Annotated in this window: 14 protein-coding genes and 3 pseudogenes; 10 read left to right on the top strand and 7 right to left on the bottom strand. The window is 54.8% G+C overall.

Annotated elements, in window-relative coordinates; genetic code table 11:
* The first annotated feature begins 3 nt into the window (after positions 1-3).
* The 5 genes from GKE73_RS09035 (at position 4) to pgaD (ending at position 2,920) form a co-directional block, all read left to right on the top strand.
* A complete protein-coding gene (locus tag GKE73_RS09035) occupies positions 4-276 on the top strand; it encodes a poly-beta-1,6-N-acetyl-D-glucosamine N-deacetylase PgaB (protein ID WP_230369807.1) in 273 nt (90 codons plus the stop codon).
* A complete protein-coding gene (locus tag GKE73_RS09030; protein WP_230369806.1) occupies positions 239-694 on the top strand; it encodes a poly-beta-1,6-N-acetyl-D-glucosamine N-deacetylase PgaB in 456 nt (151 codons plus the stop codon). Before GKE73_RS09035 ends, GKE73_RS09030 begins: the two co-directional genes overlap by 38 nt.
* A complete protein-coding gene (locus GKE73_RS09025; RefSeq protein WP_230369805.1) occupies positions 694-1,062 on the top strand; it encodes a poly-beta-1,6-N-acetyl-D-glucosamine N-deacetylase PgaB in 369 nt (122 codons plus the stop codon). The genes GKE73_RS09030 and GKE73_RS09025 overlap by 1 nt, the downstream gene beginning before the upstream one ends.
* A gap of 70 nt (positions 1,063-1,132) precedes the next feature.
* Complete coding sequence (gene pgaC, locus GKE73_RS09020; RefSeq protein ID WP_230369804.1) at positions 1,133-2,062, top strand: poly-beta-1,6-N-acetyl-D-glucosamine synthase; 930 nt, start codon at positions 1,133-1,135, stop codon at positions 2,060-2,062.
* A 312-nt stretch (positions 2,063-2,374) separates the two neighbouring features.
* On the top strand, positions 2,375-2,920 hold the full coding sequence (gene pgaD, locus GKE73_RS09015; protein ID WP_230369803.1) for a poly-beta-1,6-N-acetyl-D-glucosamine biosynthesis protein PgaD: 546 nt from the start codon (positions 2,375-2,377) through the stop codon (positions 2,918-2,920).
* A 203-nt stretch (positions 2,921-3,123) separates the two neighbouring features.
* Here pgaD and GKE73_RS09010 read toward each other — a convergent pair whose 3' ends face one another.
* The 3 genes and pseudogenes from GKE73_RS09010 to GKE73_RS08995 form a co-directional block, all read right to left on the bottom strand.
* Positions 3,124-3,294 carry a hypothetical protein gene (locus GKE73_RS09010; RefSeq protein WP_230369802.1) on the bottom strand — a complete coding sequence of 57 codons (171 nt, stop codon included), beginning with the start codon at positions 3,292-3,294 and terminating at the stop codon, positions 3,124-3,126.
* A 291-nt stretch (positions 3,295-3,585) separates the two neighbouring features.
* Positions 3,586-4,479 (bottom strand): annotated as a pseudogene (locus tag GKE73_RS26500) (bestrophin family protein).
* 316 nt (positions 4,480-4,795) lie between these two features.
* Complete coding sequence (locus GKE73_RS08995) at positions 4,796-6,028, bottom strand: helix-turn-helix domain-containing protein (RefSeq protein ID WP_230369799.1); 1,233 nt, start codon at positions 6,026-6,028, stop codon at positions 4,796-4,798.
* A gap of 39 nt (positions 6,029-6,067) precedes the next feature.
* Between GKE73_RS08995 and istA the strand changes: the two genes are divergently transcribed.
* The 5 genes and pseudogenes from istA (at position 6,068) to GKE73_RS08970 (ending at position 8,518) form a co-directional block, all read left to right on the top strand.
* Positions 6,068-6,685 (top strand): IS21 family transposase, encoded by a 618-nt coding sequence (gene istA, locus GKE73_RS08990; RefSeq protein ID WP_230369460.1) that lies wholly within the window; start codon positions 6,068-6,070, stop codon positions 6,683-6,685.
* Between the two features lie 109 nt (positions 6,686-6,794).
* Positions 6,795-7,070 (top strand): Mu transposase domain-containing protein, encoded by a 276-nt coding sequence (locus GKE73_RS08985; RefSeq protein WP_230369798.1) that lies wholly within the window; start codon positions 6,795-6,797, stop codon positions 7,068-7,070.
* Between the two features lie 267 nt (positions 7,071-7,337).
* A complete protein-coding gene (locus GKE73_RS08980; protein WP_230369797.1) occupies positions 7,338-7,556 on the top strand; it encodes a hypothetical protein in 219 nt (72 codons plus the stop codon).
* Positions 7,549-8,286: pseudogene (gene istB, locus GKE73_RS08975) on the top strand (IS21-like element helper ATPase IstB). The gene GKE73_RS08980 and the pseudogene istB overlap by 8 nt, the downstream one beginning before the upstream one ends.
* Complete coding sequence (locus GKE73_RS08970; protein ID WP_230371556.1) at positions 8,246-8,518, top strand: hypothetical protein; 273 nt, start codon at positions 8,246-8,248, stop codon at positions 8,516-8,518. The pseudogene istB and the gene GKE73_RS08970 overlap by 41 nt, the downstream one beginning before the upstream one ends.
* 494 nt (positions 8,519-9,012) lie before the next feature.
* On the opposite strand, the pseudogene GKE73_RS26980 reads toward GKE73_RS08970, so the two are convergent.
* The 4 genes and pseudogenes from GKE73_RS26980 to GKE73_RS08950 all read right to left on the bottom strand — a co-directional run bounded on the left by GKE73_RS26980 (position 9,013) and on the right by GKE73_RS08950 (position 11,629).
* A pseudogene (locus tag GKE73_RS26980) lies at positions 9,013-9,908 on the bottom strand (T6SS phospholipase effector Tle1-like catalytic domain-containing protein).
* A 178-nt stretch (positions 9,909-10,086) separates the two neighbouring features.
* Positions 10,087-10,380: a phospholipase effector Tle1 domain-containing protein gene (locus GKE73_RS25600; RefSeq protein WP_376767314.1), complete on the bottom strand. Its 294-nt coding sequence runs from the start codon at positions 10,378-10,380 to the stop codon at positions 10,087-10,089.
* Positions 10,347-10,976, bottom strand: a complete 630-nt coding sequence (locus GKE73_RS08955) for a phospholipase effector Tle1 domain-containing protein (protein WP_230369794.1) — start codon at positions 10,974-10,976, stop codon at positions 10,347-10,349. Before GKE73_RS08955 ends, GKE73_RS25600 begins: the two co-directional genes overlap by 34 nt.
* Positions 10,977-11,077: 101 nt before the next feature.
* Positions 11,078-11,629, bottom strand: coding sequence for a DUF3304 domain-containing protein (locus tag GKE73_RS08950; RefSeq protein WP_230369793.1), 552 nt, complete (start codon positions 11,627-11,629; stop codon positions 11,078-11,080).
* Between the last annotated feature and the right edge of the window lie 300 nt (positions 11,630-11,929).

Below are 11,929 nucleotides of genomic sequence, written 5' to 3'. Positions count from 1 at the left end.
ATCATGCATGTCGATCTGGACTACATCTACGATCCGTCACCGGCGCGTCAGGAAGAAAATCTGGGCAAGCTGCTGGATCGCGTCAAGGCCATGGGGCCGTCGGTCGTGTATCTGCAGGCCTTCGCCGACCCGGACGGCAACGGCGCGGCCGATGCCCTGTATTTCCCCAATCGCCATTTGCCCATGCGTGCCGATCTGTTCAGCCGCGTGGCACTGGCAGTTGAGAACACGTACCGGCGTGAAGGTCTATGCCCGGATGCCGTTGCTGGCCTTTGAACTGCTGGCTACTGGGCATCCGGTGCGTAACGACCGGGTCAAGGCGGTGGATAGCAAGGGTAACGTGGTGGAACACGGTTATCCGCGGCTTACTCCGTACTCGGCAGCCGCACGCCAGGTAATCCGCGAGATTTACGAAGACCCGGGGCGCTCGTCCAGTTTTTACGGGTTGCTGTTTCATGATGACGCCACGCTGTCCGATTACGAAGACGCCAGCCCGCAAGCCCTTGCCGCCTATCGTCAGGCTGGTTGGCCCGATAATGTGCTGACGTTGCGTCAGGATGCGACGCTGCGTGCGGCGTGGACGCGTAGCAAGATCAAGTTGCTGGATGACTTTAGTCTGGAGTTGGCCGAAATCGTCCGCACCTACCAGCCCACGCTCAAGACCGCACGCAACCTGTACGTTAAGCCGTCGTGATGCAGCCGGAATCTTCCTCCTGGTTTGGCCAGTCGTTTGACAGCGCGCTGGCGCATTACGATTCGGTGGCGGTGATGGCCATGCCTTACATGGAAAATGCCAAAGATCCCGACGCCTGGATGCAGCAACTGTTTCACCGGGTCGCGGCCGTACCCGGCGCACTGGACAAAACCGTGTTTGAACTGCAAAGCGTCGATTGGCGCAACCGTCAGCCGATACTCACCAGCAAGTTGGCCGAAACGGTGCGCCAGTTGAATACCCGGGGCGCACGCCATGTTGCCTACTACCCCGATAACCTGTTCGAGGACCAGCCACAGCTGCAGCCATTCAAGCGGGTCTTTTCCATGACAAGCCAGCCTGAGCGTTAACGCGCCATCGGGCACTGGCAGGGATTGCACGCATGAAACAGACCTCAGAACAACAAAAAGGAGCAAGGCAATGACGATAATTCTGGCATTGGTCCCGGCGTACGCCTTTTATTACCCACTGTTCATGGCCTATATGTGGATGGTGGGAGCGCTACATTATTACTTCCATTACGAGCGCAAGGACCCGCCGCGCGAGCAGCCGCCCGCGCTGGACTACCCGCCGATCAGCGTGGTGGTGCCATGCTTCAACGAAGCAGAAAACGTACGCGACACCCTGCGTTATGCCTTGTCACTGGATTACCCCGAATTTGAAGTGATTGCCGTCAACGATGGCAGCAAGGATAAAACGGGTGAGATTCTCAACGAACTGGCGGCAGCCAATCCGCGTTTGCGGGTGGTGCATCAGGCCAGAAATCAGGGCAAGGCCGTGGCGCTGAATACCGCGCTGGTGATATCGCGCTACGAGCATCTAGTGTGTATTGACGGTGATGCCGTGTTGGACCGCTATGCCGCCAAATGGCTGATGCGCCACTTTGTCCTCTCGCCACGTGTAGGAGCAGTGACTGGCAACCCGCGCATTCGCAATCGTTCCACCCTGCTGGGCAAACTGCAGGTGGGCGAGTTCACCGCCATTATCGGTTTGATCAAGCGCGCCCAGCGCACCTATGGCCGCCTGTTTACCGTGTCCGGCGTGCTGTCAGCGTTCCGCAAGACCGCCATCTATCAGGCCGGTTACTGGAGCGAGGACATGCTGACCGAGGACATCGACATCAGCTGGAAAATCCAGCTCAAACACTGGGATGTGCGTTTCGAGCCGCGGGCACTGGTGTGGATATTGATGCCGGAAACCCTGCGCGGGCTGTGGAAACAGCGGCTGCGTTGGGCCAAGGGTGGCACTCAGGCGCTGATGCGTAATGCCCGGGTGTTGAGCACTGGAGGCACCGGCGCATGTGGCCGGTTTATGCCGAGTATTTCCTCAGCGTCATCTGGTCATACGTGATGGCCTTCATCATCGTCTACTGGCTGCTCAGTCTGATATTCCGCGACCTGATCCCGCCAGTGGCGTCGCCGTTTGTACCAAGTTGGCATGGCCTGATTCTGGGGACAACCTGCATGTTGCAGTTTGCAACCAGCAAGCTGATGGACAGCCAGTACGATCGCGATTTGGGCAAGAACTACTTCTGGATGATCTGGTATCCATTGGCCTATTGGCTTATCAATATCGGCACCACAGTTGTGGCGTTTCCACAAGGCGTCATCCGCAAAAAGGCAAGCGTGCCCGTTGGGTCAGTCCAGACAGAGGAGTACGAGCATGACAACAGGCGAAGACGATCTGATCATCAATGCAGGTCACAAGGCATCGCTGGTACAACGGGTGACATCCTTTGTGCTGACGCTGGTATGGTGGGCGCTGTGGATTTATCTGTGTCTGCCAGCGCTGGCCTTCGTCAGCGTCGCTGTCTCGGGAGAGCAGTTGTTGCCCTATCATGTTGATACTAGTAACCGGCAACACTACGTTGACCTGCTGTTGAACTATGCCTTGGTGATTGTGCTGTTTGGCGGCGCGCTGGTGCTGTGGTCGCGCATCAATCTCTGGCGTTTTGCTGGCGTGGAGCGCCGCAAACCGGTACCCAGCGTTAGCCTGACCGATCTTGCCGCCGATGTGGGCATCAGTGTAGAGGAACTGGCGCGCGCCAGAGAGTCTCAGGTGATGGTTGTTTATCACGGCAAAGAAGGGGGAATTGCCGAGATTCATCCGTCCATTCCGCTTGAAACGGTTGCCCCGGCCACCACGACAACAGAACCTTCTTTGTCACCCGTGTCATCGGCCAAGATTTTACCGATCAACGGGCATTGAGTCCTTACGTGGGTAGCGCAGCGTTGTCACCATCTCCTTTAGGCGACAACGCACACACCTTACATATTGCTGCCGGTGCCTGTGGCTGACTTTTTCCCTGCCAAACAGCTACCGGCCCTGATACCCACAGGCCAGGGCATCGGGGGCACCATCAGCCCTGCCGCCTCTGGCGCGATAGCCTGTTCAATACAACGCTGTCGTGCTTACTTTTCGCCCTCTGGCGCCTCGGACAGCTCTTTCAACAGCGCCGCCTCTCGTTCTTTCGCGACAACGGCTTGCCACTGTTCTTCGCTTAAGCCATGGCTGCCATCGCAGTATTCACGACGGCCACAACCGCAACGGCCGATGTCTTCCGGGTTTTTCTGAACGCGCATTTGATGTCCTGATAATAAAAAGGGTGAAACAGGCAGGCGTGCCGTCTGCCATACAAAGGTAGCCGGTACCTTGAGGCTGTGAACAACCGATTAGGATGATACGGAATCCTATACCCGGCAACGCTAACAAATAATGCTCAGCCCATGCCTCGCGGATGAGAATTTTGCTAAATGTTAGCAAAACCAATTGCTTGGTTAAATTTCCCCATGCTCTGGCTCCGTGATCAGGCCGGGGGCATGGGTGATCGTCAGCCCCGGTATTATCCAGCTCAGAGCAGGTTGAACCGCTGATCAGGCAGGCATTTTGCTCGGCAGTGGCGCAATGTCGTTCATTTCTTTCAGGTTGATCTCGATGCTGGTACAGATCGCATCCAGCGGCAGGTCATTTGCCGCCGTGCCAAACGGATCTTCCAGTTCTTCGGCCAACGCCTCCAGCGACAGGAAGGTATACGATACAAACACCGATACCAGCGGCGCCATATAGTGCAAGTCTGGTACCAGCGCAAATGGCAGCAACGTGCAGTACAGATAGACCGTACGGTGCAGGATCAGGCCATAGGCAAAAGGAATCGGTGTCGAAGCAATGCGCTCGCAGCCGCCCAATACCTGCGACAGCTGGTTCAGATTACGGTCAATGCCGTCATACAACATGTCACTCAGCCTTGCGCGCGCCGCTCTCCCAGCCACAGCCCCATGCACAGCAACAGTCGGCTGGGTTGTAATGGGCTGTCGAGCACCTCCTGACGAAACTGGGTTGGGACCAGACGGGCAATATCATCGCGACCATCCGTATTCCGTAACTGGTGCTTCAGGCTCCAGGGCAAAAGCCATCAGCAGCTCGCCAAAGAGCTGTGCTTCTTCACTTTCCCGGCCGAAAACACTTTTGACTTGCCGCAATAGTGAACGGCTGGATATCAACAGCGAGCCCCACAACTGCCGTGCCTCAGTAAAACGGGCATAGCTGGTGTTGTTGCGAAACCCAAGAAAAATCGCAATCGTCACCCCCAGCAGACTGAACGGGGCCGTCGTGATGTGGATGCCTAAATGTTGGTAATTCTGGTAAAACAGGACCGCGCTGATACCCATGATCAGATTGAGCAGCAGCCGCGACAGAATCAGAGGTAAAACCGAACCGTGCCAGTCAAAAAAGCGGCGAAACCAGTGCTGGGGCGGACGGACGATCATGCGGGCGTTTCCTTGGCGGGTAATGAGAGGCGATTTTAGCGGGATAACCCGAGCCGTGCATCCGGGGCCAATGATTGCTACGAGGAGCATGGCGTGCCAGACGGTGGGCCATCCGTCAGTTCGGCTGGACAGCAAATGGCCCTGATGGACTTGAGCCATAATGAAAAATGGCCTCCAAACTTGGAGGCCATTTGCTAAGCTGAGTACAGAGAACAGAATCCCAAAAATCTAGAAAAGTGGGAAAAATCTAGAGTTTCGTGGGATCCTACACACCTTGTAGGATCCCATTTCCATCTAGATTTTGGACTTTGCCAAATCAACGGGGTTCTAGCTGAAAGTGGGACGGATCAGGCACTGGCGTCCCATTTTCGTAGATTATCCTCTCCCAGGCTTTCTTTCGTCGCTTCACCGTGTCGTGCCACTTCGTCAGGTCGCCGACGCTGTATTTAGTGAGGAACCGGTCAAGCGCTTCACAACGAGTATAGACCAGTTGGCGGCACGCTTCGATGCTGGTCCCCCGAAGAGGGTAGATCGACACGGCCTGTAGCATGAGCATGGCTTTTCTGGGGGAGCGGCCAATTCTGTCAGCGATTTCAGTACCAAAGATGTGCTGTCGGAGGAAGCGGTCTACATCGATTTTCCGTACCCGCGAACCATGGTGCTTTCGCGTGCCCATCTTCTGAGAGCGGATATAGTCGTTCTGGGTGAGCCAGTAGGCTACTTGCTGTTTCACCCCCAACACTTCCGCAAGCTCGGGAATCGTAATCCAGTTAACCCGACCTGTTTGCATGGCGGCTCGCCACTGGATCAGATCCTTGCGCTTGAACACCCAGCGGCTGATGCCTGCTTTGCCGATGAGTGTCCGGCTCAGCGCCAGCGTCCCCGCCTTAACCTCCTCTACCAGTGACACGACTTCATCGGCGTTCCACTGCCAGTAATGCAGTACATCCGCGAGGGATATCTCGTCATCATCTACACAATAGATGCGTGGCAGCTCCTCGCCCAGCTCTGCCAGCTGGTATACCTCCGTGCTAGAGATGCACCACGGCAGGTGCGGCTGGTCGTTCACACGCCCGGCCGATGGGAAAAGCAGCTTCAGTATCCGTCGCAGCCGGACCTTGCCCAACCCGAGAATTTCCATGGCTTTGGCCATGGTGATCTCGCCAGCCAGCTCCTCCTCTACGCGGGCCAACTGGTCTTTCCGCACCATCAGGAAGTGCCTTCCCTTGGCACTGATTGTCTCTTGACCATCCAGTTGCTCCGAGCGGACGAGATACCGCAGTCTGGCCATCGAAATCCCCAGCCGGTCAGCTGCGGCCTTGCACGGAATCCACTGCACGTTTTCGAGGACGGAATCGGTCAGGCGTCGATTGCGTTTGGCAAGCGCACCTTTCCAGTTATGGGCAACCCACTGTTCAAAGGCTTCCCGCACCGGGCTGTAGATGCCTCCACGTAGGTTTCCTTTATATAGGTGTAAAACAGCGTGCAAAAGTGACCAGGTTTCCGGGGTGATCAGCGTCCAATTTTGACCACCCCGGGTGTGCCACACTTCCGCCTTTTAGGCGGAGGTCTACCCGGAGTGCTTTGCATGGAATCCATCGGCAAGATTCGTCGCCGACACCTCGTCAACGGCGAGAGCATCAGTGCCATCGCCCGATCTCTCAACCTTTCCCGCAACACCGTCAAGACATACCTCAACACTACCGCCGAACCCACCTACCAACGGCAACGTCAACCCAAACCGCAACTGGGTGCCTTTCAGGCAACACTGGAGCAGTGGCTTGAGCTCGACCACTCTCTGCCCAAAGCGCAGCGCCGTACGGCTCGCCGATTATTCGAATTCCTACAAGCTGAAGGCTATCGCGGGGCCTACGACAGCATCCAGCGCTATGTCCGGGCCTGGAATGCGAGTGCTACAAAGATCGTCAGAACACAGGCTTTTGTCCCGTTGTCATTCGCTCCTGGTGAAGTGGGTCAGTTCGACTGGAGCTACGAACATGTGGTGCTCGGTGGTGTTACCCAGACCATCAAACTAGCCCATTTCCGTCTGACCTACAGTCGGCAGATGTTTGTCGTTGCCTATCCGCGCGAGACCCGGGAGATGGTGTTCGATGCCCATCGCCGCGCCTTCGCTTTCTTCGGTGGGGTCCCGCACAAGATGGTCTACGACAACCTCAAGACCGTGGTGGAGACAGTGTTTGCTTAAGCAAAGAGCGCCAGTTCAATCGCCGCTTTCTGGCGCTGGCGAATCATTACCTGTTTGAGCCGGTAGCCTGCACGGCTTCAGGCTGGGAGAAGGGCCGGTCGAGAATCAGGTGGGCAATATCCGTGAATGGCTATTCACGCCGACGCCGCGCTTTGCTGACTTCAGCGGCTTGAACCAGTGGCTGGAACAGCGCTGTCGAGAACTGGCGGGACGACGTCATCCCACGCAAGAGGCCACCATTGCGGATGTACTGAAGGTGGAACGCCCTCATCTGCGACCGGTCACCATGCCGTTCGACGGTTACGTCGAACATCTGTTGCGCGTCTCCAGCACCTGTCTGGTCTCGGTGGATCGCAACCGTTATAGCGTCCCCGCCGAATGGTAAGCAAGGTCGTTTCGGTACGTATCAATGCTTAAGCACGATTCGTATCGTGGCCGATGGCCGGGAGCTGGCCTGCCATGTTCGCCACTTTGGCCGGGACCAGATGGTCTGCGAGCCCCGGCATTACCTGTCGATACTGGAGACGAAACCTGGTGCCCTCCGTCACGGGCGGCCATTCATCGAATGGGTCCTCCCTCCCGCTATCGAAGCGGTTCGTCAGCAGGCCCTTAAACAGCCCGGGGAGATCGTGCCTTTGCCGAGCTACTGCTGGTGGCGCGTGAATCCGGCCTGGAGACGCTGGAAGTGGCCTGCCAACTGGCGCAGAAATATGGTAAGCCCAGCACGGCAATTGTACTGAACGAGTTACGGCGATTGACCCGCCCCCCTCGAGTGGCCGTGGTGGAGACACCCGACACATTGAGCCTCCGTGAGGAGCCGGTGGCGAATTGCGACCGCTACGATACCCTGCGGGAGGTGGCGCATGTCTGAGTCCTCCCATCTGGCCCGACTGCAAACACTGCGGTTGTACGGCATGGCCGAAGCATGGCGCGAATTGCAAGCAGAGGTTCACCGGCACCCCCTTTCGGGAGAGGCGCTGCTGCGACGATTGCTCGATGCAGAACAAGCCGACCGACAGGCACGCAGTCTGAGCTATCAACTCAAAGCAGCGCGCTTCCCGGTGCACCGTGACCTGAGCGGCATTGACTGGTCAGAGACCCCGCTGGAGTCAGCCCGTATCAAGCAACTGGCGAGTGGCAGCTATTTGGATACCGCGCACAACCTGATCCTGGTGGGAGGCACTGGAACCGGTAAAACCCACCGGCGACAGCCTTGGGTATTGCGGCCATTCATCAGGGCAAACGGGTGCGGTTCTACAATGCGGTAGACCCTGGTGAACCAGTTGGAGAAAGAGAAACAGCAGGGTAAAACGGGACTGCTGGCACGCCAACTGGTACTGATGGATGCCGTGATTCTGGATGAGCTGGGCTACCTGCCATTCCCCGAATCGGGTGGGGCGTTGCTGTTTCACCTGATCAGTCAGTTGTATGAGAAGACTTCGCTGATCATCACGACCAATCTGAGTTTCGGGGAGTGGGTGAGCGTGTTTGGCGATGCCAAGATGACCACTGCGCTGCTGGATCGGGTGACGCACCACTGCGACATTCTGGAAACCGGAAATGACTCTTACCGGTTCAAGCAGAGGAGGAAAAACGGCTGATTTGCTCGGTCAAATTTGGACGCTGTTTGCTGGTCAAAATTCGACGCTGATTGACACACCAGTTCAGCTAGGTCTCCTTGACGAATGCCAAAACGTATCCTCAATTCATGTAGGAGTTGGGCAAAGGGGCTCATTTTTACCGGAGATAGATGTTCTATCGTCAGGTTATGAAGCAACATCGGCTGTGTCAAAAGGGGAAGTCGGGGCGTGTAAAACCAGTACGATTTATTGATACTGGAATTGCAAAAATGATGGGGTTAAGACAGAAAAGCAACACTGCGGTACCAGTGCGGCATCGAAATCTGCCGCTGGCAGTGCCCTCGCGCAAGCAAAACGTAAGACTTTCTGACTGATAGGTGCTGGATTTGGGCCGTATTTGCAGTTGGTGCGGCGTTGACAGCCAGCCTATTTGGGTTGCTACCGTGGAGAAATAGAACGATGCAGCAACTGAAATTGGATTTGCCCTTACCTGAAGGATATGAAATTCAGTGCTGAGCTTGTATCACTCTGAAAAATGGGCGGAAAAATTTACGCTGAACAGTACGGGCTGAGAGGCTTTCCGATTTCTGTTCGAGTCGGCTAACCAATATGAAAAGAGCAAGGGAATCCTTGCTCTTTCCTTTTCTGACGGATGCTCGGCCGAAGCGGTCTGTTGCCCTATTCGCCATGAGCTGCTACCCACGGAGCGGAACCAGACATCTGCCATTCTTCTTGTAAAATATCGGTTCATCTAGCGGTATCAGTTTGTGGGAGATCGTGCCAATCATTGTGCGATTCTGTGTCTGCTGTGTCTGCTGTGTCTGCTGTGTCTGCTGTGTCTTCAGGCTCTTCCTTGTCCGGGGCCTTACAGATCACGGCTTTGTTGTTGTCGTCATCGGTGAAGAAGACCGTGCGATAGCGCCAATAAGAACCGTGTGGTTCCAACTTACCTAGCTTCCAGCACATGAACCACGCTCTTGAATCATGCACATGCTCATCGTAGAACAACATCAGGCTTTCGTTTTGGATAACCTTCAGGTACTTGGCCTCACTGTGTTTGATCAGCATTTCGCGTTCATCGCCGGTACAGTCAGGGCTAAATGGTCGGGATATGGCTGTGCATAATGTTGCCACCCACCCCAGTGGATTGAATTCAACACTAATATTGCCCAAGTATTCATCACGAAAGTCTTGTGCCCCCTTGCGGAGTTGGGTGGCATCTTGAGTGGGTTCGTACTCTTTGGCCGTATTAGGTGTATATCCACGGCCAACATCAGGCATATCATTACCGGATTGCTGTTGTATTTTCACTTCGCTAGTCGATCCGTTCCTTCTTTGCGCTTTCCGGCTTGCTCTTCTTGCTTGATCGCCCAATCGGGGGTTTCTCGTTCCGCTTCGGCATATTTGAAATAATCGGTATTTTCCTGGTCTTGACCACCGTGTCCATGCAAGCCACCGGCATAGCGTTCAATGCGCCAAGCATTGATCTGTGCCGTCTGGCTCTTCATGATCTCAATGAGACTACTGCCGGATCTGGAAGCATGTCGCCAAGCGTTGAAGCGTGTTGCTAAGTCCGGACCAACTTTAAATAAATCTGTCACGTTTTTATCGAAAAAGCGCCATGGCTCATGCTCCTGGAGCATTTGCAATTTGTCTTTTTCCGCTTTACTACCTATGTCGAATGAGGCGGAATTGATTTTCAACGGCGCTCCGGCATTAAATGCTAGCCGGTACATATGGTTTAAGGGAATCTGCGAAAGCAACATCCCCTGCCCCTCGCGGGCTTTACCTTGATCCGTGGGTGAGTAGCCTCCGCCCACGTCACTGTGCACTCCTCGGATAGACCCATTCGCCTTTGACGCACGATGGGTAAGCTCCATCTGTGGTAGTGCCAACAGAATCCATTGGAAAGCACAGCCGTTGCTCGTGAGCGCTGACCAAATGGGCACAACATTTTATCCAGCTTCGCGCTGGTAACTGCATGGTGCCATCGGCCCAATCTATATGTCCTTGTGCCCCCGGAAACAACTCTGTCACGCCGACCGAAGCGACGGTATCAAATACCCCAAGAAACTCTACGGTCAAAGGGATATCAAAAAAATTGTTGCCCTCCATCTGTTCGTCCAATCGCCAGAGAAACGCCCGGCCTCGGCGGCGCCACGTGAGAAGCCATAAATAAACAGTTTTATTTTCAGGATAGTGGGCTTGTAATCCGCCTTGGCCTGTAACACCTTGGCCATGCCCTCGGCCATGGCCGCCCGCCTATCTTCCTTGCTCGTGGACTTTTTCACCATGAAGCCTTTACCGTTTTGCTCGTAGGTAAACTCCATCTTCTGGATGATATCCATTGCCTCATTTTTAGCGAGAGATCCACAGGCAAGGCTTTGCTGCAAGGAGTCAATCAGCCGGGTCAGCCCCCACAATATCCGCCGTTCGCCGCCACTGGCAAAACTCAAGCCCCCAGATGAGGGACCCGTTTCACCAATTTGGTCAAACTGGGTACCAACGCCTTGCATATAGTGGCGGTAGTAGCCGCTAGCCTGCGATTTCGAATCACCGATTGAAGCATGATAAAGACGGCGAACATTACTGCTGCAGATTGGATTAGCCGCATCATCGGAATCGCCATGGTTATTCGTGCCATCAAAAAACAGGCTGATATTCAATACCTGATTACAGGGGGCCGGTTTGCCTGCGGCGCGTTCCTCCATGCAGCTCTCGGCAATTTCCTGTTGTTGCGCACGGCGCTGTGCTAGCACGTTGGTAACCTTGGTGGGGAAATAACCCTTCTCAGGGTAAATTGGGGCAAGTCTTACTGACATACTCGTTTCCCTCCAAGGCGACGAATCAATTCCGGATCATAATTCTGCCCTCCCGGCATATTTCGAAAGAGCTTATTCTGGGTATCGCAGTCGATAATGACTCGAGGGTCATCGCAGGGAAGAAAGACAAAGCTAACTCTGCAGATATCATCATATTTTGGGATGAGAATAGTTTTCTTCATGACCCGGTAATTTCTCTTATGCGCCTCCATCCATTTTTCCCATTCGGGGGTTACGAAGGCGCCATGGTATTTGGGCTCCTTTGATCCGTCGGGGTTTACGTCAGGGCTAGGATCCTTCTTCCAGGTGATTTCTGCGGTCATGCCCGGTTTCCATTTTGCCGGGATGCTCATGCAGCATTCATCCCCACCACTGCCACTCACCCCGCTGCCATTCATCCTTGCCCACAAAATACTGATACTTTTGTCGGCATTGACCACTCTGCCATCTATTCCGGTGGTCGCTTCTTTCGCCATGCCTTGACAACCCGTTAGCCCGGCCAGTACGGCGAGGCCCGTTACGACGATATGGTGTTTGATCATTGCGTAGTGCCTGATGAGAAGGTTCGAAACCAGATTTAGCAAGGTTTCCTGAACAAATGAATTTTAAGATGAGATATCGGCTTGGTACCCATGGATGGCGGCTCGAATGAGTTAAGGCCATCATCGGAATTCACGATAATTAAGCAGGCTTTTGGCAAATAGTTTGCCCACCTAAGCGACGAATCAATTCTGGAGCAAAATTCTGCCCGCCGGCATATTTTGAAAGAGCTTATTCTGGGCATCGCAGTCGATAATGACTCGAGGATCATCACAGGGGAGAAAGATAAATGTTGCCCCACA

Origin of the sequence: Paludibacterium denitrificans (genome assembly GCF_009707705.1) — a bacterium.
GTDB lineage: Bacteria > Pseudomonadota > Gammaproteobacteria > Burkholderiales > Chromobacteriaceae > Paludibacterium_A > Paludibacterium_A denitrificans.
The sequence above is the reverse complement of the archived record's forward strand: the minus strand, read 5'-3'. Positions and strand labels throughout refer to the sequence as shown.